Source organism: Nocardioides sp. Iso805N, assembly GCF_000364605.1.
Lineage (GTDB): Bacteria > Actinomycetota > Actinomycetes > Propionibacteriales > Nocardioidaceae > Nocardioides.
This window is the reverse complement of record NZ_KB822579.1, coordinates 189,378-215,622: the sequence shown is the minus strand read 5'-3', so window position 1 is coordinate 215,622 and position 26,245 is coordinate 189,378. Positions and strand designations below refer to the sequence as shown.

General features: G+C 69.3%; 30 protein-coding genes. 11 read left to right on the top strand and 19 right to left on the bottom strand.

Annotated features, from left to right (window positions below; all coding sequences use genetic code 11):
* Window position 1: 1 nt before the first annotated feature.
* The 3 genes from H036_RS0113015 to H036_RS0113005 form a co-directional block, all read right to left on the bottom strand.
* Entirely contained in the window at window positions 2-610 is a 609-nt protein-coding gene (locus H036_RS0113015) for a ClpP family protease (protein WP_017935229.1), read from the bottom strand.
* A complete protein-coding gene (locus H036_RS0113010; protein WP_017935228.1) occupies window positions 607-1,245 on the bottom strand; it encodes a ClpP family protease in 639 nt (212 codons plus the stop codon). The genes H036_RS0113015 and H036_RS0113010 overlap by 4 nt, the downstream gene beginning before the upstream one ends.
* A 79-nt stretch (window positions 1,246-1,324) precedes the next feature.
* Complete coding sequence (locus tag H036_RS0113005; RefSeq protein WP_017935227.1) at window positions 1,325-1,720, bottom strand: limonene-1,2-epoxide hydrolase family protein; 396 nt, start codon at window positions 1,718-1,720, stop codon at window positions 1,325-1,327.
* 74 nt (window positions 1,721-1,794) lie between these two features.
* On the opposite strand from H036_RS0113005, the gene map reads away from it, so the two are divergent.
* The gene (map, locus tag H036_RS0113000) at window positions 1,795-2,562 is read left to right on the top strand and encodes a type I methionyl aminopeptidase (RefSeq protein ID WP_017935226.1); all 768 of its coding nucleotides are present in this window, start codon (window positions 1,795-1,797) and stop codon (window positions 2,560-2,562) included.
* 19 nt (window positions 2,563-2,581) lie between these two features.
* Here map and H036_RS0112995 read toward each other — a convergent pair whose 3' ends face one another.
* Window positions 2,582-3,055 carry a MarR family winged helix-turn-helix transcriptional regulator gene (locus tag H036_RS0112995; RefSeq protein WP_017935225.1) on the bottom strand — a complete coding sequence of 158 codons (474 nt, stop codon included), beginning with the start codon at window positions 3,053-3,055 and terminating at the stop codon, window positions 2,582-2,584.
* On the bottom strand, window positions 3,052-4,806 hold the full coding sequence (locus H036_RS0112990; protein ID WP_017935224.1) for an MFS transporter: 1,755 nt from the start codon (window positions 4,804-4,806) through the stop codon (window positions 3,052-3,054). The genes H036_RS0112995 and H036_RS0112990 overlap by 4 nt, the downstream gene beginning before the upstream one ends.
* A 105-nt stretch (window positions 4,807-4,911) precedes the next feature.
* Between H036_RS0112990 and H036_RS0112985 the strand changes: the two genes are divergently transcribed.
* Both H036_RS0112985 and H036_RS22795 read left to right on the top strand, forming a co-directional pair.
* Window positions 4,912-6,345, top strand: coding sequence for a pyridoxal phosphate-dependent decarboxylase family protein (locus H036_RS0112985; RefSeq protein ID WP_017935223.1), 1,434 nt, complete (start codon window positions 4,912-4,914; stop codon window positions 6,343-6,345).
* A 56-nt stretch (window positions 6,346-6,401) separates the two neighbouring features.
* Entirely contained in the window at window positions 6,402-6,653 is a 252-nt protein-coding gene (locus H036_RS22795; protein ID WP_017935222.1) for a DUF3263 domain-containing protein, read from the top strand.
* A 143-nt stretch (window positions 6,654-6,796) separates the two neighbouring features.
* Here H036_RS22795 and H036_RS0112975 read toward each other — a convergent pair whose 3' ends face one another.
* Window positions 6,797-7,891: a potassium channel family protein gene (locus H036_RS0112975; protein ID WP_026146019.1), complete on the bottom strand. Its 1,095-nt coding sequence runs from the start codon at window positions 7,889-7,891 to the stop codon at window positions 6,797-6,799.
* Window positions 7,892-8,005: 114 nt separating this feature from the next.
* On the opposite strand from H036_RS0112975, the gene H036_RS0112970 reads away from it, so the two are divergent.
* Window positions 8,006-9,691, top strand: a complete 1,686-nt coding sequence (locus H036_RS0112970) for an acyl-CoA dehydrogenase family protein (protein WP_017935220.1) — start codon at window positions 8,006-8,008, stop codon at window positions 9,689-9,691.
* A 39-nt stretch (window positions 9,692-9,730) separates the two neighbouring features.
* Entirely contained in the window at window positions 9,731-10,735 is a 1,005-nt protein-coding gene (locus tag H036_RS0112965; RefSeq protein WP_017935219.1) for a DUF2804 family protein, read from the top strand.
* A gap of 92 nt (window positions 10,736-10,827) precedes the next feature.
* Here H036_RS0112965 and H036_RS0112960 read toward each other — a convergent pair whose 3' ends face one another.
* The gene (locus H036_RS0112960; protein ID WP_198289972.1) at window positions 10,828-11,118 is read right to left on the bottom strand and encodes a YiaA/YiaB family inner membrane protein; all 291 of its coding nucleotides are present in this window, start codon (window positions 11,116-11,118) and stop codon (window positions 10,828-10,830) included.
* Window positions 11,119-11,186: 68 nt separating this feature from the next.
* Here H036_RS0112960 and macS point away from each other — a divergent pair, with 68 nt between their 5' ends.
* Window positions 11,187-12,341, top strand: a complete 1,155-nt coding sequence (gene macS / locus H036_RS0112955; RefSeq protein WP_232421860.1) for a MacS family sensor histidine kinase — start codon at window positions 11,187-11,189, stop codon at window positions 12,339-12,341.
* Window positions 12,338-12,997, top strand: coding sequence for a response regulator (locus tag H036_RS0112950; RefSeq protein ID WP_017935216.1), 660 nt, complete (start codon window positions 12,338-12,340; stop codon window positions 12,995-12,997). Before macS ends, H036_RS0112950 begins: the two co-directional genes overlap by 4 nt.
* Before the next feature lie 266 nt (window positions 12,998-13,263).
* Here H036_RS0112950 and H036_RS0112945 read toward each other — a convergent pair whose 3' ends face one another.
* Complete coding sequence (locus H036_RS0112945) at window positions 13,264-13,839, bottom strand: TetR/AcrR family transcriptional regulator (protein ID WP_017935215.1); 576 nt, start codon at window positions 13,837-13,839, stop codon at window positions 13,264-13,266.
* 84 nt (window positions 13,840-13,923) lie between these two features.
* On the opposite strand from H036_RS0112945, the gene H036_RS0112940 reads away from it, so the two are divergent.
* Entirely contained in the window at window positions 13,924-14,763 is an 840-nt protein-coding gene (locus H036_RS0112940; protein WP_017935214.1) for an oxidoreductase, read from the top strand.
* A gap of 241 nt (window positions 14,764-15,004) precedes the next feature.
* Here H036_RS0112940 and H036_RS0112935 read toward each other — a convergent pair whose 3' ends face one another.
* The 5 genes from H036_RS0112935 to H036_RS0112920 all read right to left on the bottom strand — a co-directional run bounded on the left by H036_RS0112935 (window position 15,005) and on the right by H036_RS0112920 (window position 18,211).
* Complete coding sequence (locus tag H036_RS0112935) at window positions 15,005-15,202, bottom strand: hypothetical protein (protein ID WP_017935213.1); 198 nt, start codon at window positions 15,200-15,202, stop codon at window positions 15,005-15,007.
* 15 nt (window positions 15,203-15,217) lie between these two features.
* Window positions 15,218-15,535 (bottom strand): transposase, encoded by a 318-nt coding sequence (locus H036_RS0112930; protein WP_017935212.1) that lies wholly within the window; start codon window positions 15,533-15,535, stop codon window positions 15,218-15,220.
* 56 nt (window positions 15,536-15,591) lie between these two features.
* A complete protein-coding gene (locus tag H036_RS26170) occupies window positions 15,592-15,831 on the bottom strand; it encodes a transposase (protein ID WP_442852441.1) in 240 nt (79 codons plus the stop codon).
* A gap of 194 nt (window positions 15,832-16,025) precedes the next feature.
* Window positions 16,026-17,468, bottom strand: a complete 1,443-nt coding sequence (locus tag H036_RS0112925; RefSeq protein WP_017935211.1) for a glycine hydroxymethyltransferase — start codon at window positions 17,466-17,468, stop codon at window positions 16,026-16,028.
* An 86-nt stretch (window positions 17,469-17,554) separates the two neighbouring features.
* Window positions 17,555-18,211 (bottom strand): nitroreductase family protein, encoded by a 657-nt coding sequence (locus H036_RS0112920; protein WP_017935210.1) that lies wholly within the window; start codon window positions 18,209-18,211, stop codon window positions 17,555-17,557.
* Window positions 18,212-18,636: 425 nt separating this feature from the next.
* On the opposite strand from H036_RS0112920, the gene H036_RS0112915 reads away from it, so the two are divergent.
* Genes H036_RS0112915 through H036_RS0112905 form a run of 3 tightly spaced genes read left to right on the top strand, consistent with a single transcriptional unit; the run spans window position 18,637 to window position 21,891 of the window.
* On the top strand, window positions 18,637-20,355 hold the full coding sequence (locus H036_RS0112915) for a nitrite/sulfite reductase (RefSeq protein WP_017935209.1): 1,719 nt from the start codon (window positions 18,637-18,639) through the stop codon (window positions 20,353-20,355).
* On the top strand, window positions 20,355-21,098 hold the full coding sequence (locus H036_RS0112910) for a phosphoadenylyl-sulfate reductase (protein ID WP_017935208.1): 744 nt from the start codon (window positions 20,355-20,357) through the stop codon (window positions 21,096-21,098). Before H036_RS0112915 ends, H036_RS0112910 begins: the two co-directional genes overlap by 1 nt.
* A 49-nt stretch (window positions 21,099-21,147) precedes the next feature.
* Window positions 21,148-21,891 (top strand): sirohydrochlorin chelatase, encoded by a 744-nt coding sequence (locus H036_RS0112905; protein ID WP_017935207.1) that lies wholly within the window; start codon window positions 21,148-21,150, stop codon window positions 21,889-21,891.
* A gap of 76 nt (window positions 21,892-21,967) precedes the next feature.
* Here the strand turns inward: H036_RS0112905 and H036_RS0112900 are convergent, their stop codons facing one another.
* From H036_RS0112900 to recA, 6 genes are read right to left on the bottom strand one after another with little or no spacing between them, the layout of a single operon-like run.
* Window positions 21,968-22,372, bottom strand: a complete 405-nt coding sequence (locus H036_RS0112900) for a DUF3037 domain-containing protein (protein ID WP_017935206.1) — start codon at window positions 22,370-22,372, stop codon at window positions 21,968-21,970.
* Window positions 22,369-23,133 carry a HipA family kinase gene (locus H036_RS0112895; protein WP_017935205.1) on the bottom strand — a complete coding sequence of 255 codons (765 nt, stop codon included), beginning with the start codon at window positions 23,131-23,133 and terminating at the stop codon, window positions 22,369-22,371. The genes H036_RS0112900 and H036_RS0112895 overlap by 4 nt, the downstream gene beginning before the upstream one ends.
* Complete coding sequence (locus tag H036_RS0112890; protein WP_017935204.1) at window positions 23,130-23,981, bottom strand: PPK2 family polyphosphate kinase; 852 nt, start codon at window positions 23,979-23,981, stop codon at window positions 23,130-23,132. The genes H036_RS0112895 and H036_RS0112890 overlap by 4 nt, the downstream gene beginning before the upstream one ends.
* Complete coding sequence (locus H036_RS0112885; RefSeq protein WP_017935203.1) at window positions 23,981-24,478, bottom strand: phosphoribosyltransferase; 498 nt, start codon at window positions 24,476-24,478, stop codon at window positions 23,981-23,983. Before H036_RS0112885 ends, H036_RS0112890 begins: the two co-directional genes overlap by 1 nt.
* Entirely contained in the window at window positions 24,475-25,155 is a 681-nt protein-coding gene (locus H036_RS0112880) for a regulatory protein RecX (RefSeq protein ID WP_017935202.1), read from the bottom strand. The genes H036_RS0112885 and H036_RS0112880 overlap by 4 nt, the downstream gene beginning before the upstream one ends.
* Complete coding sequence (gene recA / locus H036_RS0112875) at window positions 25,139-26,182, bottom strand: recombinase RecA (protein WP_017935201.1); 1,044 nt, start codon at window positions 26,180-26,182, stop codon at window positions 25,139-25,141. Before recA ends, H036_RS0112880 begins: the two co-directional genes overlap by 17 nt.
* Window positions 26,183-26,245: the final 63 nt, after the last annotated feature.

Below are 26,245 nucleotides of genomic sequence, written 5' to 3'. Positions count from 1 at the left end.
CTCAGGCCACGCCCAGCGGCCTCCTGCTGGCGATCACCACGTCGGCGACGCCGTACGCGACCGCTTCCTCGGCGGTGAGGACGAGGTCCCTGTCGGTGTCCTGGTGCACCTGCTCGACGCTGCGCCCGGTGTGTCGCGCCAGGATGCTCTCCAGCTCGGTGCGCAGCCGCAGGATCTCCTTGGCCGCCACCTGCAGGTCCGGTACGTCGCCGCGCGTCCCGCCCTGCGCCGGCTGCTCGAGCACCACCCGCGCGCGGGGCAGGACGGTGCGCTGTCCCGGCGCGCCGGCGGCGAGCAGCACCGCCGCTGCGCCGCGGGCCTGCCCGACACACGTGGTGGCGACCGGAGCGGCGATGAACTCCATGGTGTCGTACACCGCCAGCATCGCGGTCGGGTCGCCGCCGGGACTGTTGAGGTAGAGATTGATCGGCGACTCCGGGCTCTCGGACTCCAAGTGCAGGAGCTGCGCGATCACGACGTTCGCGACGCCGTCGTCGATCGGCGTACCGACGTAGACGATCCGCTCGCCGAGCAGCCGGCTGTAGATGTCGACCGCGCGCTCCCCCTGGCGGGTCCGCTCGACGACGGACGGAATGGTGTAGCTGCTCATCGCGCCAACTCCCGGGTCGCGCTCGACAGGCCGAAGGCCGACCCCTGACGACCCGGCGCGACCGACGCCACGTCATCAAGCACCTCATCGGCCAGGCCGTAGTCGTGCGCCTCCTGGGCGGTGAACCACCGGTCCCGGACCGAGTCGGCGTCCACGCGTTCGACACTCTGTCCGGTGCGCTCGGCGGTGATCGCCAGCATCCTGCGGGTCATCCGCTCCAACCGTGTCGCCTGGACCTCGATGTCGGCGGCGCTGCCGCCGATCCCGGCCGAGCCCTTGTGCAGCAGCACCTCGGCGTTGGGCAGCACGAAGCGCTTGCCCGGAGTCCCTGCTGTCAGCAGGAACTGACCCATGCTCGCGGCCAGCCCCATCCCGAGGGTGGCGACGTCGTTCGGGATCAGCTGCATCACGTCGTAGATCGCCATGCCGGCCGTGACCGAGCCGCCGGGGCTGTTGATGTAGAGGCTGATGTCGCGGTGCGGGTCCTCCGCGGCGAGGAGCAGCAGCTCGGCGCAGATCCGATTGGCGATCGGGTCGTCGACCGCCTGCCCGAGCACGATGATGCGCTGGTGCAGCAGTCGAGCCGTCAGCTGGTCGTCCAGCGCGCCGAGGGGGTGTTCCTGAGTCTGTGTCATGCGACGAGCCTGACCGCCGGCAGGGCGCGAACCCAGCGAATCCGCCGAGGGCAGATCCGCCCTCAGCAGCAGGACAGCCTCATCGGCCCCGCACCATGTTGGCCAGGCCCACCATCGAGCCGGCAAGCACGTTCCCCATCGCGTAGTGGTCGTCCCACAGCTCGACCTTGCCATCGCGCACGCGGAAGGTCCCGCAGACCCAGAACGAGGCCTCCCAGCGGCCGATGCGCAGGAAGTCGGTCCGATCCGTCAGGACCACATCGCCGTCGGCGGCGAGATGGTGCATGTCGGCGCGGAAGCGGATCTTGCGCCGCTCCATGTCCAGCAGGAGCCGGCGGACCCGGCGACCTCGCAGGGTGGGCAGACCGGTGTTGCGCCACTGCGCGTCGTCGGTCAGCATCTCGACGGCCTCGGCGGCGCGGCCGTTCTCGAGCAGGGACAGGAACTCACGGACAACGGCAGCGGAGTCGCTCATGGCAGGCGACGCTACTTCGCTCGGCGGCTCGACCGATAGGGCTGATCGGTGGGTCCGACCGATAGGCTCGCGATGTGATCGAGCTCCGCACCCCCACCCAGATCGAGCAGATGCGGCCGGCCGGCCGGTTCGTCGCCGACGTCCTGCTGGCCCTCCAGGCCAAGGCTGCCGTCGGCGTGAACCTGCTGGAGCTCGACGAGCTCGCCCATCAGATGATCCGCGAGCGCGGCGCCGAGTCCTGCTACATCGACTACCACCCGAGCTTCGGCGCCAGCCCGTTCGGCAAGGTGCTGTGCACCAGCGTCAACGACGCGGTGCTGCACGGCCTGCCCTTCGACTACGTCCTCCAGGACGGCGACCTGCTCAGCGTCGACTTCGCGGCCAGCGTCGACGGCTGGGTCGCCGACAGCGCCCTCAGCGTCGTCGTCGGTACGGCGCGGCAGGAGGACCTCGACCTGATCGAGACCACCACCCGCTCGCTCGCGGCCGGCATCGAGGCCGCGCGGGCGGGCAACCGGATCGGGGACATCTCGCACGCGATCGCGGAGGTCGCCCGTGCCGCAGGCCTCGGGATCAACACCCAGTTCGGCGGCCACGGCGTCGGCCGCACCATGCACGGCGACCCGCACATCCCCAACGACGGGCGTCCGGGCCGCGGCTTCAAGCTGCAGCCCGGCCTGGTGATCGCGATCGAGCCGTGGTTCCTGCACACCACCGACGAGATCTACACCGACAAGGACGGCTGGACGCTGCGCAGCAAGGACGGCTCGCGCGGTGCCCACATGGAGCACACCGTCGCGATCACCGCCGACGGCCCGCTGGTGCTGACGGCGCGCGACTGACCGTCGCGCACCTCCGACATCAGGCCTCGTCGACCCGCATCTCCAGCCTCGCCAGCGCCGGCAGCGCACCCTCGAGCGCGCTCCGCTCGGCATCGCTCAGCGCAGCGATCCGTCGGCGCAGCGCCGCCACTCGGACACCTGCCCCCTCGGCCAGGGCACGGCGTCCGGTCTCGGTCAGCTGGACCAGCTGCGCCCGCCCATCGCTCGGGTCCGGCGTACGACGGATCAGGTCACGCTCCTCGAGCGCGTTCAGCACCCGCGTCATCGAGGCCGCGGCGATACCCTCCGCCTCGGCGAGCGCCGTCGCGCGCATCGCCCCGTTGTCCGAGAGCTGCCGTAGCGCGCTGACCAGGCCGACGGAGAGCTGCGCATCACCCTGCTCACGGCGCAGCGAGCGGACCAGGCGGCCCAGCAGCACGTAGAGCTCGGCAGGCAGATCCCCTGACATCGCTGCGGCGACGTCGGCCGAGGCAGCGGAATCGGTATCGCTCACTCCTCCTCCGGCAGCGCCACCCCAGCGGCAGCCTCGGCAACCACGGGCTCCTCCTGGTGGACGTACTTGCCACCTGCGACGAACGAGGCGATCGCGGCGAGGACGCACATGCCGGCCGCGGCACCGAAGACCACGATCAGGCCGTGGTGGAACGGCTCGGCCATGAGCTTGGGAAAGAACGTCTTGCCGGTCAGCGTGCTCAGGTCGGGCGAGCCGAGCGGGATGCCTGCCTGGTGGATCTGGTCGAGGATCGTCTGGATCGGGTTGAACCCGAGGAACGAGGCGAACAGCGACGCCACCGGCGGAAGCTGGCCGGCGGCCGTCGCGGCCTGATCGGAAACACCGTGTGCCTGCAGACCGCCGGTCAGCGACGTCGGCAGCTTGGCCGCGAGGCCGGCGATCATCAGCGAGAAGAAGACGCCGATGGACAGCGACGAGCCGGCGTTGAAGAAGGTGCCACGCATGCCCGAGGCGGCGCCGCGCTGATCGGCGGGCACGGAGTTCATGATCGCCGACACGTTCGGGGCGGCGAACAGACCCGAGGCGAGTCCGTTGACCAGCAGGAGCAGGGCGAATTCCCAGTAGTCGAAGTTCACCGGGATCATCAGGAACCCGATGAACGTGACGGCCACGAGCAGCATGCCGCCCGTGGCGAAGAGCCGTGCGCCGAACCGATCCGAGAGCACGCCGGAGATCGGTCCGGCGATGAGGAAGCCGATGGTCAGCGGCAGCAGGTAGATGCCCGCCCACAGCGGGGTGTCCGCGTAGGAGTAGCCGTGCAGCGGCAGCCAGATGCCCTGCAGCCAGATGATCAGCATGAACTGCATCCCGCCGCGGGCGATCGAGGAGAGTAGACCTGCCAGGTTGCCGGCCCAGAACGGGCGGATCTTGAACAGGCTCATCGCGAACATGGGGTCCGGCACGCGGGTCTCGATCCAGCAGAAGAGCGCCAGCAGGATGGAGCCGCCGATGATGCCGGTGAGGACCCACGGATTGGTCCAGCCCATCGAGTGACCGCCGTAGGGCTGGATGCCGTAGGTGATGGCGACGAGGATCGCCGTCAGGCCGACGCCGAAGGTCAGGTTGCCCGGCACGTCGAGGCTGCCGGCGCGGCGGACGCCGGTCTCGTGCAGCGACTTGTAGGACCAGATCGTCCCCAGCACCCCGATCGGCACCGACACCCAGAAGATCAGCCGCCAGTCGATCTCCGAGAGCACACCGCCGACCACGAGGCCGATGAACGACCCCGCCACGGCGGCGACGTTGTTGATGCCGAGCGCCATTCCGCGCTCGTGGGAGGGGAAGGCATCGGTCAGGATCGCGGTTGAGTTGGCGAACAGCATCGCTCCGCCGACCCCCTGGATCACCCGTCCCGCGATGAGCCACAGCGCACCCTTGCCGCCGGTGAACGGATCGAGGGAGAGATAGACCGAGGCGATCGAGAAAACGACGAAGCCGAGGTTGTAGATCTTCACCCGGCCGTACATGTCGCCGAGCCTGCCGAGCATGACCACCAGGACGGCGGAGACGACCAGGAACCCCATGATCATCCACAGCAGGTAGCTGACGTTGCCCGCACCCAGCGGGTCGACCGCGATCCCCTTGAAGATCGCGGGCAGCGAGATGATCACGATCGAGCTGTTGATCGTCGCGATCAGGATGCCGAGCGTCGTGTTCGACAGCGCCACCCACTTGTACGACGGGTGGTCGGCCGCGATCCAGCCGCGTTGGCTCGAGGAGGTATCGGTCACGTGACCGAACTTTACTTCACCATTGCTAACTAAATCTCCAGATGGCACGAACAGGCCCCCTCCGAGCGGCACCCGACTCACAACCGTTCGCCTAGGCTGCCGGGCATGGAGAGGGATCTGACCGACGCCACCCCGACCGCAGCCACCCCGGCCGACGCCGCTCTGGCCGATGCCACCCGGATGCACCGTCCCGGGCCGGCGACCGAGAGGCTCACTCGCGCCGTGGCCGACCTGAGCATCTCCCGGTTGTGCGATCCGGTACCGCTGGACGGGGCGAGCACCTTCGAGGCGCTGCAGGCAGCCGCCGGCCAGACGGTGACCACGCAAGGCATCGGACCGGAGGCAGCGCTCGAGCTGTGGGACGAGGTGCTCTCCCGCGCCTGCATCTCGACCGACTTCCACGGCTACCTCGCCTTCATCCCGAGCGCGCCGACCAAGGCTGCGGCGGCGTTCGACATGCTGATCGGCGCCTCCAGCGTGTACGGCGGCAGCTGGCTGGAGGGATCAGGGGCGGTGTACGCCGAGAACCAGGCGCTGCGCTGGCTCGCCGACCTCGCCGGTCTGCCCGAGGAGGCGGGCGGGGTGTTCGTCCAGGGCGGCACCACCGGGAACCTCTCGGCACTGGTGGCCGCGCGCTCGGCCGCGCAGCACCACCGTGGCACTCGGCCGCCGCGTTGGGCAGTGCTGCTCAGCGAGGAGACGCACTCGTCGGTCAAGCACTCGCTGGAGTCGGTGATGGACGTCGATGTCGTCGTCGTACCCGGAGACGAGCGTGGACGCGTGACAGGCGCCGCCGTCGCGTCCTGGGCCGCCGATGCCTCGCCCGAGCAGCTGGACGCGGTCCTCGCCGTGGTCGCCACGGCCGGCACCACCAACGTCGGCGTGGTCGACGACATCTCCGGGATCGCCGACGTCTGCGAGCAGCACGGGTGGTGGCTGCACGTCGACGGAGCGTACGGCGGCGCCGCGCTCGCCGCGCCCTCCACCCGGCACCTGTTCGACGGCATCGAGCGCGCCGACTCGTTCATCGTCGATCCGCACAAGTGGCTCTACGCGCCCTTCGACGCCTGCGCCCTGCTCTACCGCGACCCGGTGCTCGCGCGGGCCGCGCACACCCAGAAAGCTGGCTACCTCGACCCGGTCAACGTCGAGGGCGAATGGAACCCCAGCGACTTCGCGGTGCAGTTGAGCAGGCGGGCCCGCGGGCTGCCGTTCTGGTTCTCGCTCGCGGTGCACGGGACCGACGCCTACCGCGCCGCCATCGAGCACACGCTGAGCATGGCTGCCGAGGCCCGGGAGCTGATCGACCGGGCCGAGCACCTGCGACTGCTGGTGGAGCCGGATCTGACCGTGCTGATCTTCGAGCGGATCGGCTGGTCGCCCGCCGACTACGCCGAGTGGAGCGACCGGTTGCTCCGCGACGGCACGGCGTTCGTGACCCCGACGCGCCACCACGGCCAGGTCTGCACCCGGATCGCCGTCGTCAACCCGATGACCACGCTCGAGGACATCACACTGGTGCTGGACTCGATGCTCTGAGCGCCGGTCGTGCGTGCCGGGCGCAGGTCCGGCACCGGGCCTGAGAGGATGGCGCCATGCACGATGCCCTGAGCGAGCGTGAGACCGAGATCTTGGCATTCGAGCGCTCCTGGTGGTCGACCGGGGGCGCCAAGGAGGCGGTGATCCGTGAGCGCTTCGATCTCAGCGCCGAGCGCTACTACCGACTGCTGGGCGAGCTGATCGAGCGTCCCGCGGCGCTTGATCGCGACCCCCTGCTGGTGCGGCGGCTGCGGCGGCAACGGCTCACCCGCCAGCGCGAGCGGTCCGCGCGTCGCGCGCGGGACTAGGGTGCGCGGGTAGTCCGTTCGGGCTAGATCCCTGCTCCTGAAGGATGATCTTCGAGGTAGGACGGTGACAGCCGCCACTCGGGCGATTAATGTTTCACTCGTTGAACCGCTGGTGACCCGAGACGCCAGCGGTTCAGCTCATTTCAGGAGTCGTAGGCGAGGTCTTCGTCGTGCGTGCCAGGGCGAGGCGCCCAGGGCAGCTCCTTCGCCGGGCGGACCACCACGAGCCGATCGCCGCGAGCCAGCTGGGTGACGACCGGGTCGAAGTAGCGGAAGACCTTCTCGTCCCGGACGACGGCGATCACCTGGTCGGCCAGTTGCTGCGGCTGCTTGCCGACCTCGTTCACGAGGAGGCCGCGCTCGGCCACCTCCAGGCCTTCGCCGTACGTCAGCAGGTCCTCCATCACCGAGCCCAGGGTCGGGCTCATCGACGACAGCCCGAGCAACCGGCCGACGGCGTCCGAGCTGGTGATCACCGAGTTGGCGCCAGACTGCTTCATCAGCGGCGCGTTCTCCTGCTCCCGCGCGGCTGCGACGATCCACGCGCCGGGGTTGAGCTGCCGCACGGTCAGGGTGGCGAGGACGTTGGAGTCATCGCGGTCGGTGGTGATGATGACCTGGTCCGCGGTCTCCACCCCGGCCCGGTGCAGCACGTCGCGCCGGGTGGCGTCTCCTGTCACGACGGCCAGGCCGTCGGCGTGCGCATCCTGCAGGGCGGCCGTCGAGGGGTCGACGATCACGATCCGGTCCCGCTCCTGGCCGTTGCTGAGCAGGGTCTCGACCGCGCTTCGGCCCTTCGTGCCGTAACCGACGACGACGACGTGGTTGCTCATGTGCTTCCTCCAGCGTGCGATCCGGAACACGTCCCGGCGACGGAACGCCAGGACCTCCATCGTGGTGGTGATGAGAAGGATCAGGAACGCGATCCGCAGCGGCGTCACCACCAGGGCGTTGAGCAGCCGGGCCGCATCCGTCGCCGGCGCGATGTCGCCGAAGCCGGTCGTGCTCAACGTGGTGGCGGCGTAGTAGAACGAGTCCAGGAAGCTCACCGTCCCGGCCGGGTCGTTGGCGTCCTGGTAGCCGTCCCGCTGGATGTACACGAGCAGCACCACGGCCACGAAGATCGCCACGCCGACCAGCACGCGTCGCGCCAGGTGCCACCACGGCGACCGATAGCGCTCTGGAAGCGCGACCCTGCCCCGCGCACGACCTCGCTGCGCACTCTCCTCATCGGACACGGCCGCAATCTACCGCGATGGACCGCAACGGCGGCGCTGGGTCACCTACCGCGCGGCGGCACAGGCTCCCGCGGACGGGCCCCTCGCTGCGCCGGTTCGCCTAGGCTCTCGCACATGACGTCCTCGCTCCCGGGCACGATCCCGTCTCGCACCGACATCCGGACCGTCACCAACCAGGCACCACTGCTGGTCGGCCACAACGTGGTGACCAGCGATGCCGCCCTGCGCGAGGCCGTCCTGCGCCACGGAGATGCCGCCGTGCTCGACTCCCTGGTCGGTCTCGGCGCCGAAGCCGGTACGGCGGACGCTCGCGAGCACGGCACGCTCGCCAACCAGCACTCCCCCGAACTGGTCAACTACGACCGCTACGGCAACCGGGTCGACGAGGTGACCTTCCACCCGTCGTGGCACTGGCTCATGGAGCGCGCCGTCGGGCACGGCCTCGCCGCCGCGCCCTGGGAGCGGCAGGCCGCCGGCGACCAGCACGCACACCTGCGCCGCGCGGCCGGCTTCCTGGCCTGGTCGCAGACCGAGCCAGGACACGGCTGCCCGATCTCGATGACGTACGCCGCCGTACCGGCGCTGCGTGCCGACGCGGCACTCGCCTCGGAGTGGGCGCCGCTGCTCGCCTCGCTGCGCTACGACCCCGGGCTTCGCCCGGCCGCCGCCAAGCTCGGCGTCCTGGCCGGGATGGGCATGACCGAGAAGCAGGGTGGCTCGGACGTCCGTGCGAACGTCACGGTGGCGCGGCCCACGGGCGTCGAGGGCGAATACACCCTGCACGGCCACAAGTGGTTCACCTCGGCGCCGATGAACGACGTCTTCCTGGTCCTCGCCCAGGCGCCGGGCGGTGTCACCTGCTTCGTGATGCCGAGGATGCTGCCGGACGGCAGCCCGAACCGGCTCGACGTCGTACGGCTCAAGGACAAGCTGGGCAACAAGTCCAACGCCTCCTCCGAGCTTGAGTTCGACGGGACCCTGGTGCGCCGGCTCGGCGAGGAGGGCCGCGGCGTGCGCACCATCATCGAGATGGTCGCCGCCACCCGGCTCGACTGCGTGATCGGCTCGGCTTCGCTGATGCGCAAGGCCGTCGCCGAGGCGTCGTGGCACGTGGGCCACCGGTCCGCGTTTGGCTCGCTGCTCGCCGACAAGCCGCTGATGCGCAACGTGATCGCCGACCTGGCCGTGGAGTCCGAGGCGGCGACGGCTCTCGCGATGCGTCTGGCGACAGCGGTCGACCGTGCCGACGATCCGGCCGAGGCCGCCTTGCGCCGGCTGGCCCTGCCGCTGGCGAAGTTCTGGGTCTGCAAGCGCACGCCCGGGATGGTGGCCGAGGCCTTGGAGTGCCTCGGCGGCAACGGGTACGTCGAGGAGTCCGGGATGCCGCTCCTCTACCGGGAGGCCCCGCTCAACTCGGTGTGGGAGGGCTCGGGCAACGTCAACGCGCTTGACGTGCTGCGCGCCCTGTCGCGCGAGCCGGAGGCGTTGGACGCCTACCTGACCGAGATCGGCAGCGCACGCGGCGCTGACGCGCGGCTCGACCGGGCCATCGATGACCTGCTGGCGATGCTGGGCACCCTGATGGGCTCCCCCGACGACCTCGAGGCCTCTGCGCGTCGCCTGGCGGGGCGGATGGCGGCGGTGCTGCAGGGCTCGTTGCTGGTCCGATACGCGCCCGCGGAGGTCGCCGACCTCTTCTGCGCCTCCCGCCTCGGCACCGGACACGACGGCACCTACGGCATGCTGAGCGGCGGTGACTTCGCGACCGTGGCGGAACGGTCCACGCCGACCGTCTCCTAACCCGGCTCCGCCCGTAGCGCCTACCGCTAGGGTGCCCGCATGGAGACGCTCGTCACACACGGCCACCGCGCCACCGGCCTGTTCGACGCGCGTCCCGTCCGGGTCAATCCGCTCGACGCCCTCACCGGGCCGCGCCGACTCCTGCGGCGGCTCCGGCTCAAGGAGTGGGTCGGCTGGACCTTCATGCACCCCGAGCTGTCGGCGTCGATGATCCTGCAGGACGCCAACTACCTGGCGAGCTCGGAGATCTACGTCCGCGACGCTGCGTCCGGACGGCTCACCCAACACTCCACCACCAGCCGCGGCGGCAGCCTGGCCCTGCCGGAGGCTCTCTACGGGAGCTCACCGTCGATCGAGCGTCCGGGTTACCGGATCGCCTACGAGCTGGGTCCGCTCGGTGGAACCCACCGGATTCGGGTCGACATCGCCGCCAAGGGCGACGAACCAGCCATCCGCGCCTCGCTCGAGCTGGACGGAGCACGCGCCTCGGCGCCGCTCTCGGTCAGTCAGCCGCTGCGCCCGCGCGGCGAGATGTACACCCACAAGCTGGTCTTCCCCGTCGCCGGCACCCTCTCCGTCGGAGACCGCACCTACGTCTTCGACGCCTCCCGGGACCTCGTCATCCTGGACGAGCACAAGACGTTCCTGCCCTATCGCACGCACTGGCTGTGGGGCACCTTCGCCACCACCGCTCCCGACGGCATCGTCGGCGCCAACTTCTGCGAGCGACCCGACGCCCCCGGTACGCCGGGCGAGTCGTGCCTCTGGGTGCCCGGCGACGGCGGCGAGCCCACCCTGCTCCCCCTGGAGCAGGTCGCGTTCGTCTCCGAATCGGAGGCGCCGCTGGCGCGCTGGCACGGCTTCTCCTCCGACGATGCCCTCGACGTGACCTTCACTCCCGACGGCCGCAAGGACGTCAAGCACCAGCTCGGCGTGGTCGCGATCGACTACTGGCAGCTCTACGGCACCTGGTCCGGCACCGTCGGTGGCCGCACGGTCCAGTCGATCCGTGGCGTCATGGAGAAGATGGACGCCCGCCTCTGACCTGATGGGCGATCACCCGCACGGCGACGGCCCCGGCTGGTCGCCGGGGCCGTCGTGGTGGTCAGGATCGCGAGTCGGGATCGCTCCCGATGTCAGGCGGTCTCCTTCCACGGGTTGTGCTCGGCCAGGATCTTGTCGACCCGCGCCTGATCGAGCCGAGAGGCGACGCTCTGGGTCTCCTGGGCATCGCGGACGCACTTGGCCAGAGCGAAGGTCGAGGTGGTGAGGAAGAGCGTGCCCAGGGCCAGGAACGCCTTGGGCCACGGCGCGCACGGCAGCAGGTAGGTCGCCACCAGCATGGTGAGGAGCGCGACCCCGAAGGCGATCGCGCTCTGCATGTAGTAGGCGGTGGTGTTCTTCATAACGGGTGCGTTGGTCTCCATGGGAGGAGTCTCGGGCGCGCCGGAGCCGCTCCACATCCGTACGGATACTCAACTGCGACACTGCCGTGGTGAGTACCTGGGCGTCCGCCGCTGCGACGGCAGTCGAGGACCGGCTTCTGCGTGCGCTCACGCCGCTCCGGGTGATCCTGCTGATCAACGCCGTCGCCCTGAACGTCTATCGGGCCGACAGCTTCCAGCGTCCGCTCGCCGGCACGGTCTGCGTCGTCGCCATGATCGCCTGGACCGGGTATGCCGCGTGGGCCTATGCCGACGCGCGTCGGCGTACCCGGTGGTTGCTCGGCGCCGACCTGGGGCTGGCGCTCACGCTGCTGCTCAGCACACCGCTGGTGAAGGGCTCCGGGTTCAACGCGACGGTCCCCGGGTTTTGGATCGCGGGTGCGCTGCTGGCCTGGGCGGTGCACTACCGCCTCCCCGGCGGCCTCTTCGCCGGTGTGCTGCTGGCGAGCGTCGACCTGGTGCTGCGCGACCACATCCAGCAGAGCGACTACAACAACGCCTTCCTGCTGGTCATCACCGGTTCGGTCGTCGGGTTCATGTGCGGGTCGCTGCAGCAGATGGCGACCGAGCGCGATGCCGCGGAGCGGGCCGCGGCGATGGCGACCGAGCGGGCGCGGCTCGCCCGGGCGGTGCACGACGGCGTCCTGCAGGTCCTGGCGCTGATGCAGCGCCACGGAGCCGAGCACGAGGGCGTGATCGCCGAGCTCGGCGACCTCGCCGGCGAGCAGGAGCAGCGGCTGCGCGCACTCATCCGGGCTGAGGACGCTTCCGGCGTACGGCCTGCCGGCAGTGTCGACATCGTTGCCGCGCTGACTCGGCTCGAGCGTCCCGGGATCGTCACGGTCGCAGTGCCCGCCTTCGCCGTGGATCTGCCGGCCCCCGTCGCCGAGGAGCTTCTCGCGGCTGCACGGGCCTGCCTCGACAACGTGCGACACCACGTCGGCGAGGACGCACCGGCCTGGCTGCTGCTCGAGGCGTTCCCCGATCGCGTCGAGCTCTCGGTACGCGACCAGGGTCCCGGCATCCCGGAGGGGCGCCTCGACGAGGCGGCCTCGCAGGGCCGGCTGGGCGTGAGTGAGGCAATCCGCGGCCGGCTGGACCAGGTCGGCGGGACGGCCAGCCTGACGAGCGATTCTCTCGGTACCGAATGGCAGCTGGTCGTGCCTCGGGAGCAGGACCGAACGCTACGACAGGAGGCGTCATGAGCCTGCGGGTGATGGTGATCGACGATCACCCGATGTGGTCCGAGGCGGTGGAGCGCGACCTGGCACAGGCAGGCTACGACGTGGTGGCGGTCGCCGCCGACGGCCGACAGGCCCTGGCCCGGTTCGCGGCCACGCTGCCGGACGTGGTCGTCCTCGATCTCCAGATCCCCGCGCCAGACGGCGTCGCGGTCACCGCCGAGATCACCCGTCAACGACCGGCGACGCGGGTGCTCGTGCTCTCCGCATCGGGCGAGCAGGGCGACGTCCTGGCCGCGGTGACGGCCGGCGCGACCGGATACCTCGTGAAGTCGGCGTCGCGCGAGGAGCTCCTCGCAGCCGTACGCCGCGTCGCCGACGGGGTCCCGGTCTTCACGCCCGGCCTGGCCGGCCTGCTGCTCGGCGAGTTCCAGCGACGCTCGGATGCCGCCGGTGCCACGTCCATCGGCCGTCCCGGCGAGCCGCAGCTGACCGAGCGCGAGACCGAGGTGCTGCGGATGGTGGCGAAGGGGATGTCCTACCGCCAGATCGCCGAGCGGCTGGTGCTCTCGCACCGCACCGTGCAGAACCACGTGCAGAACGTGCTGCGGAAGCTACAGATGCACAACCGGGTCGAGCTGACCCGTTACGTCATCGAACGCGGCCTCGACGAGGTCTGACTGGGCGTGTCCCATTTCGCGTCATGCGCGTGATGGTCGGTCCCGTTCTGGTTCCGACTTCGGCGGCGTGTTTACGTGACAAACCCCAGGCGCAGGCGATCCCCGGAGCCGCGTCCTAGGACCCGGGGATCTAGGCCCGCGAGCTAGCCGCGGCTGCCTGGGGCCATGCCCACCTTGGTGGCACTCCCACGCGCCTCTCTCACCCAGGCCTTGCCGCGACGGGCGGGCAAGCCTGGGCGTTCTCAAGTCAGCGACCGGCCGCGTCATTACCTCCGTGCAGCAGGGCCGCCGATCCCGAAAAGGATCAGGTCGACCCAACGCGCCATGGCGGTCGGAGTCTGATCGGCTGGAGCGTTGCTCAACAGCAAGTAGAGGTCGTCGATGGTGAGATCGGTCCTGACGGATCCGTCAGCTTGAGCGGCGGCAACCAGTGTCTGCAACGCGGCTTGTGCCCGCTGGACGTCTTGCGAGTCGTCGACATCGGCATTGAGCGCGACCGCCGCTGCCTTGCCTGCATGATTGGTCGCTGTCGCGAGGACGATGTCACTGAGCAGCCCCGCGAGTTCATCAAACGCTGCGCCGCCGGCTTGCATGCGTTCAACTGCGGCTTCGGACTGGTCAGCGACTGTCGCCACGAACTCGCTAACAACAGCGGCGACCAGGTCGGTTTTGGTCGGGAAGTGGCGATACAAAGTGCCGACGGCGACTCCGGCGGCCTTGGCGATCTGCTCCATACCCACGTCCGGGCCCACTGTGGCGATCTGACCCCGCGCCGCGTTCAGGATGTTTGTCCTGTTGCGAACGGCGTCGGCCCTGGCCGGGCGGCTCGACGACTGAGTCACGCCGAATCCTCCACTTGCCAAAAGATGAATCGTTGTTCATGATAGAAGCTGAACATGGATTCATGTTACCTCAAGGAGCTCACCATGACCACACCAACATCACAGAACGTCGCCCTCGTCACCGGAGCATCATCCGGAATCGGGCAGGCAACCGCGCTGCGTCTCCATGCCGCCGGTTTCATCGTCTACGGCGTCGCCCGTCGCATCGACCGGATGCAGCACCTGGAGAAGCAGGGCATCAAGACGCTCGCCATGGACGTGACCGATGAAGAGTCCACGACGTTCGCGATCAAGCAGATCCTCGCTCAGACCGGTCGCATCGACGTGTTGGTCAACAACGCGGGCTACGGCTCCTACGGCGCCGTCGAGGACGTCCCGCTGAAGGAGGCCCGTCGTCAGTTCGAGGTCAACCTGTTCGGTGCCGCTCGGCTCATCCAGCTCGTCCTGCCGGGGATGCGTGAGCGCCGCAGCGGCACGATCGTCAACATCACCTCCATGGGCGGCAAGGTCTACACCCCCTTCGGCGCGTGGTACCACGCCACCAAGTTCGCCTTCGAGGCGTTCAGCGACTGCCTCCGACTGGAGACCAAAGAGTTCGGGATCGACGTAGTGATCATCGAGCCCGGAGCGATCGCCACGGAGTTCAACTCGATCGCCGCCGAGCACCTGGAGGAGACATCCGGCACCGGGGCGTACGCCAAGCAGACGAAGTCCGTCGCCGAGGTCATCAGGTCAGAGTCGACGGCCAAGCGTGCCTCATCCCCCGACGTCATCGGCAAGACCATCGTCAAGGCTGCCACCGCTCGCCGGCCCAAGACCCGCTACGCCGTCGGCGCCGGCGCCAAGCCGCTCATCTTCATGCACCGCTGGCTGCCGACCCGTGCCTACGACGCGCTCATGCGCCGCATGACCGGTATGCGCTAAGTCGCTGGGCGGACCACCCGCTCCCCCAGCTCTCGCCCACTTAGCGGAACGCCTGCTGAGGGGTTCCGAGGTCGCTCTCCTCGCGGGACTGCAACTTCGCCGCGCTGATGGAGAAAGCGGTGGTGGTCTACGAGTAGGTGCACCGCTATGGGATGGGAGCACTGCTGGTCGCACGCCGCAGGCGACTCGGAAGACCCTCACTTGCCGGTAGTCGTCCGCTCTTGCCGCATTCCGTGCGCAGTCACGCTGCGGCAGGGAGTGCGCGCTGGGGAGCCTGAGCGCGCGACAGGTGGTGCAGGATGGTGGCGACGCAGGCGACCTGGAGCCAGCCGGTCGCGGAGGTGGTGGTGTTGTCGAACGACTTCGCGAGGCGTCGGGACCGGCCGAGGCGTCCGTGGGCGACTTCGACGCGCCACGCGTGCCGGATGGGGCGGAACACCGGCTGCTTGTCGTCCTACCCGACCCGGCGCAGCTCGACGTCATGTTGGCGTCCCAGAGTGCGGGCGGCTGCCGCGGTGACGCCACGATCGACGAGGACCAGGTCCAGCCGGCCGGCGACGCCCTGCTCGGCGAGGTGTTCCAACATCAGTTCGGTCGTCCCGTTCTCGTGGGTGGAGGCCGGCACGACGAGCGCACCGACCGGCAGCCCGGTCGCGTCGACCGCCACGATGCGCTTGGCGCCCTTCGTGCGGCCGTAGGGGCCGCCTCGGTCGTGGAAGGTGAGCCCGCCGTTGGAGGCACCGCGCGCCAGGTGGGTGTCGATGACCACCATTGACGGCGTCGCCTCGGTGCGACCATCCGCCTCCCGTGCTGCCGCGTGCAGTACGGTCAATGCCCGCGCCCGGGTGCCGTTGCGTGACCAGCGGCGGAACTGCGACCACCCCTCGTCCACGGGCCAAATGACTCGGGTAAGAACCGCCACTGGCACCCGGTGTGGGAGACGTAAAGCATCGCGTCCACCACCCGCCGCAGGTCCGGTGCGTGCTTAGGCCCGCGCTTGCCGGGCGTGTTGAATACCGGTTCCAGCAGCGCCCACTGCTCGTCTGTCAGGTCACTTGAGTACGGCATGTGGCCTACGGTGCCGTCGACGCCGGCCACCGCAGTCCCATCCAAATGGGACACACCCAGTGAGACGCCGTCCGCCCTACCGTAGGAGCGTCGTCGGGCGCGTGCGGCCGCAAGGCGGAGGAGCGAAGGCGGTCTTGGGAGCGGAGCGACCGCCGAGCGACGACAACGCCGCGGACGCTCCGCCCCGACGACGCTCAGGCCAGGTCGAGGCCGGGGTAGAGGGGATACTTGGCAAGCAGCTCGGCGCTGGCCGCACGCGTCTTGTCCGCGACACCGTCGCCCAGGACGTAGGACGCCTTCGACGGCTCACCGGCCTTGGTGGTGCCCTGCTCGGTGTTCTTCAGCACGTCCACGATGAGCTCGGCGACCTTGTCGAACTCGTCGCTGCCGAAGCCACGGGTGGTCAGGGCAGGCGTGCCGAGCCGGACGCCGGAGGTGTACCAGGCACCGTTCGGGTCGGAGGGAACGGAGTTACGGTTGGTGACCACGCCGGCGTCGAGCAGCGCGGACTCGGCCTGGCGGCCGGTGAGCCCGAAGGACGTGACGTCGAGCAGCACGATGTGGTTGTCGGTACCGCCGGTCACCAGCTTCGCACCGCGCTTGAGGAAGCCGTCGGCCAGGGACTGCGCGTTGTCGGCGACGTCCTGTGCGTAGGTCTTGAAGGAGTCCTGCCGCGCCTCAGCGAAGGCGACCGCCTTGGCGGCCATCACGTGCGAGAGCGGGCCGCCGAGGACCATCGGGCAGCCGCGGTCGACGCTCGGCGCGTACTCCTCGGTGGCGAGGATGAAGCCGCCGCGCGGTCCACGCAGCGACTTGTGGCTGGTTGAGGTGACGACGTGGGCGTGCGGAACCGGGTCCTCGTCGCCCTGGAACACCTTGCCGGCCACCAGACCCGCGAAGTGCGCCATGTCGACCATCAGGGTGGCGCCGACCTCGTCGGCGATCTCGCGCATCTTGGCGAAGTTCACCCGGCGCGGGTAGGCGGAGTAGCCGGCGACCAGGATCAGCGGCTTGAACTCCTTGGCCTTCGCTCGAAGAGCGTCGTAGTCGAGCAGACCCGTCTCGGGGTCGGTGCCGTACTGGTTCTGGTGGAACATCTTGCCCGAGATGTTCGGCCGGAAGCCGTGGGTGAGGTGACCTCCGGCGTCGAGCGACATGCCCAGCAGGCGCTGGTTGCCGAGCTCGCCGCGCAACTTCTCCCAGTCGGCCTCGGTGAGCTCGTTCATGTTCTTCACGCCGGCGTTCTGCAGCCAGGGACCCTCGACACGGTGCGCCAGGATCGCCCAGTACGCCGTCAGGTTGGCGTCGATGCCCGAGTGCGGCTGGACGTAGGCGTACTCGGCGCCGAAGAGCTCGCGGGCGTGCTCGGCCGCGAGCGCCTCGACGGTGTCGACGTTCTGGCAGCCCGCGTAGAAGCGGTGGCCGACGGTGCCCTCGGCGTACTTGTCGCTGAACCAGGTGCCCATGGTCATGAGCACGGCCGGCGATGCGTAGTTCTCCGAGGCGATCAGCTTGAGCGAGGCACGCTGGTCGGCCAGCTCCTTGCGAGTAGCCTCCGCAACGCGCGGCTCGACCGAGGCGATCACCTCGAGGGCCTGCTGATATGCGGAGCTGGTCAGGGACGACAGGTCAGCCATGAGGTCGATCCTAGTGACAGCGCGCTCGGGCCGCCCCATCCCCATCTCACGCCTCGCACGCCACGCGATCGGGCCGGATCGAGAGCTCAGGCTTTCGGCTGCTTGCGCTGGATCCCCCACCCGCCCCAGTGCACGACCTCGCTCAGGGGCTGCCGCTTGGGCTGCGTCCACCGGCCGCGTGCCGGATAGCCCAGCGGGATCAGCGCCATCGTGCGGGCGTCCTCGGGCAGGCCGAGCAGCTCGGCGACGTCGCGCTCGTGGCCCACGTGCAGCGTGGTGAGCGTGCTGCCGATGCCGTAGGCACGTGCGGCCAACATCAGCTGCTGCACGGCACCGTAGACAGAGGACCCGAGCAGCGGGTTGGTGGAGTCCGCGGCATGGCGCAGGACCGGGAAGACCCACACCGGCGCCTCATGGATGTGGGCAGCAAGATGATCGCCGGCCCGGAAGGACGCCCCGGAGAGCCCGGTGGGAGTGCCTGAGCGGTCCTTCAGCTCTTCGCGGCGCACGCCGTACGCCTTCTCCCAGCCCTCGCGGTACCAGGCACCGATGCGCGTCTTGACGCTGGCGTCGGTGACGACGACCCAGCCCCAGCTCTGCCGGTTACCACCGGAAGGTCCGCGCACGGCCGCGTCGAGCAGCGCCCATACCACCTCCTCGGGGATCGGCTCGTCGGAGAGATAGCGTCGCGCGGGCGTCGAATGCAGCGCCTCGAGGACCGGAAGGGCATCAGGCTGGGTCACGCGACCAGGGTAGACACCGTTGTCGCACGGGTCCCCGGCCTCACAACCCAACGTGACGTGGGCCACAATTCCCCGCTCCAAGCGTGGAACGGTGTTCATATAGCGGACGCGGGTCTCGCGATATGAGATCCGGCCTTGTGGCAACCCTGTCCGAGGCTTGAGACTCCTTGACATGGTCTCCGCCGCAACCCACAAGCACCTCGTGGTACGTCGCCACGTGGACTTCGGGCGCACGCGCAGCATGATCTGTTGGCCTCGCTGACACCAACGCTCCGCGCCGCCGGATCCTTCCGGCCGGAACGAGCCCGTTGGCCCGCCGCCCGATCGTCAATCACGGGCGCGCGATCGCGAGGACCGTCCCCAACCATCCCACCCGGGGGCTTCGTCGTACCGCGCGTCTTCGAACGCTAGGAACTCTGACACCGATGCCCGACCTGCGCTTCACTGCGAAGACCGCCACCCAGACCGAGATCCCGCGCCCCAAGCGCGGCGAGGGTCAGTGGGCGCTCGGCTACACCGAGCCGCTCAACAAGAACGAGCAGTCGAAGAAGGACGACGACCCGCTCAACGTGCGGGACCGGATCCTCTACACCTACTCCAAGCGCGGCTTCGACTCGATCGACCCCGCCGACCTGCGCGGCCGCTTCCGGTGGATGGGCCTCTACACCCAGCGCAAGCCCGGGATCGACGGCGGCAAGACCGGCGCCCTCGAAGAGGAGGAGCTGGACGACCGCTTCTTCATGATGCGGATCCGCACCGACGGCGCGCTGCTCACGCCGGACGCGTTGCGGACGCTCGGCGGCGTCTCCACCGACTTCGCCCGCGGCACCGCGGACATCACCGACCGGCAGAACATCCAGCTGCACTGGGTCGAGATCGAGAGCGTCCCCGCGATCTGGGAGCGGCTGGAGGCCGCCGGTCTGCAGACCGTCGAGGCCTGCGGTGACAGCCCGCGACCGTTCCTCGGCTCCCCGGTCGCCGGCGTGGCCAAGGACGAGATCATCGACGGCACCCCGGCGCTGGAGGAGATCAAGCGCCGCTACCTGAACAACCCGGAGTTCTCGAACTTCCCTCGTAAGTTCAAGACCTCGGTCAGCGGCAACCCGAGCCTGGACGGTGCCCCCGAGGTCAACGACGTCGCCTTCGTCGGCGTCGACCACCCCGAGCACGGCCCCGGCTTCGACCTGTGGGTGGGCGGTGGCCTGTCCACCAACCCGATGTTCGCCCAGCGGCTCGGCGTGTGGATCCCGATCGACGAGGTCCCCGACGTGTGGGCCGCCGTCGCCTCGATCTTCCGCGACTACGGCTACCGCCGACTGCGGTCCAAGGCTCGGCTGAAGTTCCTCGTCGCCGACTGGGGCAAGGAGAAGTTCCGTGAAGTGCTTGAGAACGAGTATCTCGAGCGGAAGCTGATCTCCCACCCGTCACCGGTCGCGGCCACCCGACCGGGCGACCACATCGGCGCGCACGAGCAGAAGGACGGCAAGTACTACATCGGTCTCGCCCCGGTCGTCGGCCGGATCAACGGCGCCCTGCTGACCAGCCTGGCCGACCTGCTCGAGCGGTACGGCGCCGCTGGTGCGCGCCTGACGTCCTACCAGAAGCTGGTCGTCATCGGCGTCGACGCGGACAAGGTCGACGAACTGATCGCCGACCTCGACGCCATCGGGTTGCAGGCCAACCCGTCGAACTGGCGCCGTTCCACCATGTCCTGCACCGGCATCGAGTTCTGCAAGCTCGCCATCGTCGAGACCAAGCAGCGCGCCGCCGACCTGATCGCCTCGCTCGAGCAGCGCATCCCGGACCTCGACGTACCTCTGACGGTCAACGTCAACGGCTGCCCCAACTCCTGCGCGCGCAGCCAGGTCGCCGACATCGGGCTCAAGGGCCAGCTGGTGATGGAGAACGGCGAGCAGGTCGAGGGCTTCCAGGTCCACCTCGGTGGCGGCATCGGCGAGATCACCCGGTTCGGCCGCAAGCTGCGTGCGCACAAGGTGACCAGTGCCGGTCTGGACGACTACGTCGAGACGGTGGTGCGCAACTACCTCGGTGACCGCACCGCGGGCGAGTCGTTCGCCGACTGGATCGAGCGCGCCGACGAGTCCCTGCTGCGCGGCGACAAGTCGTTGGAGGCGGTTGGCTGATGAGTCTCTCAACCGCTGCTGCGCGAGCCAATCGCGGAGCGCACACCGAAAACCGCACGCCTGAGGAGCTGCGCGAGATCGTCTCCCACTGGGGTGCCGAGCTCGAGCTGGCGCCGGCGGAGGTCATCATCGAGTGGGCCGCAGCGACCTTCGGGGAGCGCTTCTGCGTCACCTCCTCGATGGGCGACTCGGTGCTCGCGCACCTCGCCGCCAAGGTGGTTCCCGGGATCGACGTCGTCTTCCTCGACACCGGCTACCACTTCATCGAGACGATCGGCACCCGCGACGCCGTCGCAGCGACGCTGCCGGTCAACCTCCTGTCCATCACGCCCAAGCAGACCGTGGCCGAGCAGGACGCCCAGTACGGCAAGGACCTCTACGCCCGGGACCCCGACCTGTGCTGCGCACTGCGCAAGGTCCAGCCGCTGGCCGAGGGTCTCTCGCACTACGACGCCTGGGCGACCGGGTTGCGTCGCGCCGAGACCCACAACCGGGTGATCGCTCCCGTGATCGGCTGGGACGCCAAGAAGCAGAAGGTCAAGGTCTCGCCGATCGCACGATGGTCCGACGAGCAGGTCGAGACCTACATCGCCGAGAACGGCGTGCTGGTCAACCCGCTGGTCTACGACGGCTATCCGTCCATCGGATGCGCGCCATGCACCCGTCGGGTCGCCCCCGGTGAGGACCCGCGCAGCGGCCGGTGGGCCGGCACCAACAAGACCGAGTGCGGGATCCACACATGATCCGTCTCCTCCTCCACCCCGTTACGACCATGAAGGGAGTCCACTGAAGATGGCTGCTCCTGCCCTGGTGGCGCTCGCTCACGGAAGCCGTGACCCCCGCTCGGCCGCCACGATCAACGCACTCGTCGCGGAGGTCCGTGCCCAGCGCCCCGACCTCCGTATCGAGTCCGCCTTCCTCGAGCTGTCGAAGCCGACGTTCAACACCGTCGTCGACCGCCTCGTCAAGGCCGGATACGACGAGATCGTCGTCGTACCGCTTCTCCTCACCGACGCCTACCACGCCAAGGTCGACGTCCCATCCGCGATCGCCGAGGCCACGGCCAAGCACCCGGGGGTCAAGATCCGGGCGACAGCGATCCTCGGCCTCGAGGCGTGCTTCCTCGAGGTTCTCGACGAGCGCCTGCGCACGGCTCTGCGGGTCCACCGGATCCGCGAGCTGGACGCGCTGGTGCTGGCGGCAGCAGGTTCCTCGGACCCGCTCGCCAACCAGGCGGTCGCACGGCTGGCCCGGATCTGGGGCGCGCACCACAAGCTGCCGGTGACGGCCGCCTACGCCTCCTCGGCGCCACCCGCTACCGGCGAGGCCGTGCGCGCCTTCCGCGCCGAGGGTCGGCGGCACATCGCGGTGGCCTCGCTGTTCCTCGCGCCTGGCTTCCTGCCGGACCGGGCGGCTGAGCTCGCCTACGAGGCAGGCGCTGTGGCAGTGTCCGCGCCGCTGGGCGCCCACCCGGAGGTCGCGCGCACGGTGCTCGCTCGTTACGCCGTGGGAGCCGTGGAGCTCGTCCCGGTCTAAGCATCGAATTGGTAGAAATGGCCGTCGAGTCTGCACCTGTAGGTGCAGACTCGACGGCCATTTCTGCCAATTCGGGTCAGGGGACGAGGCGGTCGAGCAAGCGGACCAGCTCATCCGCTGGGTCGGGGGTGACGCCACCGTGGACCGGGCCGGGCTGGATCACGGTGCTGCGCGGCGCCTTGAGGAAGCCGAACCGGCTGCTCTGGGTGTCGGCGAGCACCCGCACGCCGTAGGCGGTCGCGCGCTCTCCCCCGCCGCCGGGTGCCTCACCGCGGCAGACCATGTCGATCGCGGCGAGCGCCGAGCGCACCGACGCAAGGTCGAGACCGGGGGCGAGCGCCTCCAGGCGGCCCTCGTCCAGCCGGATCGCCGAGGCCAGGAACTCATGGTCGGGGCAGTAGAGAACGACACCGACGTTGACGAACTCCTCGCGCTCGACGCGCGGGACGCAGCGCAACGCGACGTACTGGTAGGGGCTCATGCCTGCGGCTCCCACGTCCGCGGGCCATCCAGTCGGGCGCGGAGGAACGCCACGTAGTGCGCCCGGAGCTCAGCAGGCTTCTCCGCACCAGGCACGGGCTCCAGCCACTCGTCCGGCACGTCGTCGACGACCTTCACCAGGGCTACCTCGTCAAGACGCTGTCGCAGCGCCGGCGCCTGGGCGGCCGCGCTGCCGGCGTACTCCTTGAGGACGTGCTCGGAGAGGTCGTAGGGCTGAGCGGCGAACCGCTGCGGATTGCCGACGCCGCCGGGCCAGGAGTGGTGGAAGTAGAGCGAGGCGCCGTGGTCGATCGCCTGCACCGACCCACCCCAGACCAGCAGGTTGGGGTTGCGCCAGCTGCGATCGACGTTGGCGGTGAGCGCATCGAGCCACAGGATCCTGCCTGCGAGCCCGAACTCCGGCTCGCAGGCCGCGTCGTACCCGAAGGCACCGGGCAGGAAGTCGATGCCGAGGTTGAGGCCGCTGCTTGCGTTGAGCAGGTCCTGGACCTCCTCGTCGGCCTCGTAGCGGGCGATGTTGGCGTCCAGGTCGAGCACGACCTGGTCCGGCGTCGAGATCTCGAGCGAGCGCGCGAGCCCGGCGACGATCACCTCGGCGACCAGCACGCGCAGGCCCTGGCCGGCGCCGCGGAACTTGCACACGTAGGTGCCGAGATCGTCGGCCTCGACGATCCCGGGCAGGCTGCCGCCCTCGCGCAGCGGGGTGACGTAACGGGTGACGGCGACACGGGGCAGCGTCACGCGTCGCTCCCGATCGCGTCCGCGGCGAGCCGTGCGCGCTCGGCGGCGACGTCGAAGTCCGCCTCCGGCCACCCGAGCCCCAGCCCGTCCAGCGCCTCGCGCAGCAACTCGCCGATCGCCAGGTTGCGATACCACTTCCGGTCGCTCGGAACGAGGTACCAGGGCGCTATGTCGGTGTTGGTGCGCTCGACGGCGATCTCGTAGGCCTTCGCGTACTCGCTCCACAGCTGCCGCTCGTCGACATCGCCCGGGTTGTACTTCCAGTGCTTGGACGGGTCGTCGAGCCTGGCCAGCAGGCGCTTCTTCTGCTCTTCGGGTGAGATGTGGAGCAGGCATTTAACGATCACCGTGCCCTCGTCCACGAGCCGCTGCTCGAAGTCGTTGATAGCGCCGTAGCGCCGTTCGATCTCCTTCGGCTCGGCCAGCTTCCGGACCCGACCGATCAGGACGTCCTCGTAGTGCGAGCGGTCGAAGACACCGAGGTAGCCCGGGGCAGGCACTGCCTTCTCGATGCGCCACAGGAAGTCATGAGCGCGCTCCTCCGGAGTCGGCGCCTTGAACGAGGTGATCCGCACCCCGACCGGATCGACCAGCCCGACGGTGTGCTTGAGCACGCCGCCCTTGCCCGAGGTGTCCATCCCCTGCAGCACCAGCAGCAGACGACGGGCGCCGACTCTGTCGCGCTGCGCATAGAGCTTGGTCTGCAGCTCCATCAGCTGCGGCCCCAGCTCGAACAGCGCCTTCTCGCCGCGCTTCTTCCCACCGTCGAACCCGCGCTTCGCCCGCGTCGAGTACGACGACAGATCGACCGGTCCGAGCGGGATCCGCAGATCCTCGAGGAGTCCCATCAGTGCGCCATCCCTCCGTGTCGATTGACCAGCGGCGGCGTGGAGGACCACGGGAAGTCGATCCACCGTTCGGTACGCCGCCAGACGTACTCGGCGTGGATCACCGTCCAGGGCTTCTCGTAGATCACCGCTGAGCGTGCCTCGGCCACGTGACCGGCACAGAACGCCTGGACGACCTCCAGGGTCTTTCCTGAGTCGGCGACGTCGTCCGCGATCAGGACCTTGAGCCCGGTCAGGTCGACCGCCGCCGGCGTCGGTGGCAACATCATCGGGACATCGAGGGTCTCCCCGACGCCGGTGTAGAACTCCACGTTGACCGCCGAGAGGTTCTTGACATCGAGTGCGTAGCCGAGGCCCATGCCGAGACCAAGGCCCCCGCGGGCGATCGAGAGCACCAGGTCCGGCTCGTAACCGGAGTCGACCACTTGCTGGGCGATCTCTCGGACGGCCACGCCGAACAGGTCGTAGCTCAGGACTTCGCGCTCAGGTGCACTCACGCATCGGATTCTGGCACGCCTGCGACCTCGCTGCGGATGACGGTCATCGCCAGGCCCGACGGGTAGCCCTTGCGAGCCAGCATGCCGAGCAGCCGCCTGGTCTTGGTGACGTCGTCGAGCCGGCTCATCGTGCGCAACTTGCGCTGCACCAGGACCCGAGCGGCCGCCTCCTCGTCGGACGGATCGACCGCGTCGAGTGCCTCGCGTGCCACCTCGTCGGCGATGCCTTTGCGGCGCAACTCCTGTGCCAGCGCCCGGCGGGCCAGACCCTTGCCTGCCTGGCGACTGTCGATCCACAACCGGGCGAAAGCCGCGTCATCGATCAGTCCGACCTCCTCGAACCGATCGAGCAGGCGGGTCGCGATCTCCTCGGGGACAAGCTTTTTGGCGAGCTTGTCCGCGAGCTCCTTGCGGCTGCGGGCCTGGCCCGTCAGCTGGTCGAGGAGGATCTTGCGCGCCACCGACTCCGGATCGGCCTCGGGGCCGCTGGTGACCTCATCGACCGGCTCGGCCGCGAGCAGTGTCGGCCTCGCCTGCCGCCGCGTCCTGGTCGCCTTGGCAGGCCGGGGCGTCTCGGCCGGGGCGGCGCGTCGTGTCCACGCATCGACTCCGACCGAGACGTCGCCGAGCCACTCCGGCGGCTCGCCGGCGGCCCAGGGATCAGAACTCGTCGACACCGACCGGCTCGGCAAGCGGGGCCTCGTCGACCGTCGGGCCCACGCCCAACTTCTCCAGGATCTTCTTCTCGAGCTCGTTGGCGAGGTCGGGGTTGTCCTTGAGGAAGGTGCGGGCGTTCTCCTTGCCCTGACCGAGCTGATCGCCCTCGTAGGTGAACCAGGCACCGGCCTTGCGGATCAGACCGGCCTCGACACCGACATCGATCAGACCGCCCTCGCGACTGATGCCCTTGCCATACATGATGTCGAACTCGGCCTGCTTGAACGGCGGGGCGACCTTGTTCTTGACGACCTTGACGCGGGTGCGGTTGCCGACCATGTCGGTGCCGTCCTTGAGCGTCTCGATGCGGCGCACGTCCAAACGGACCGAGGAGTAGAACTTCAGGGCGCGACCACCGGTGGTGGTCTCGGGCGAGCCGAACATGACGCCGATCTTCTCGCGCAGCTGGTTGATGAAGATCGCGGTGGTCTTGGACTGGTTGAGCGCGCCGGTCATCTTGCGCAGCGCCTGGGACATGAGGCGGGCCTGCAGACCGACGTGGCTGTCACCCATCTCGCCCTCGATCTCAGCACGCGGCACCAGCGCGGCCACCGAGTCGATGACGATGAGGTCGAGCGCGCCGGAACGGATCAGCATGTCGGCGATCTCCAGCGCCTGCTCGCCGGAGTCGGGCTGGCTGACGAGCAGGGCGTCGGTGTCGACGCCGAGCGCCTTGGCGTAGTCCGGGTCGAGCGCGTGCTCGGCGTCGATGAACGCCACGATGCCACCGCCGCGCTGGGCGCTAGCGACCGCATGCAGCGCGACGGTCGTCTTACCGGAGGACTCCGGCCCGTAGATCTCCACGACGCGGCCCCGCGGGAGCCCGCCGATGCCGAGGGCGACGTCGAGTGCGATCGCACCTGTCGGGATCACCTCCAGCGGCGCGCGGGAGTCGTCGCCCAGTCGCATGACCGAGCCCTTGCCGTACTGCTTCTCGATGCCTGCGAGCGCTAGCTCGAGGGCCTTGTCGCGGTCTCCACCAGCCATGATGGTCCTTCCCTGTTGGGCCTTCTGGCCCGCCGTCTTCGTCGCGTTTGCTCGTGTCCTCGT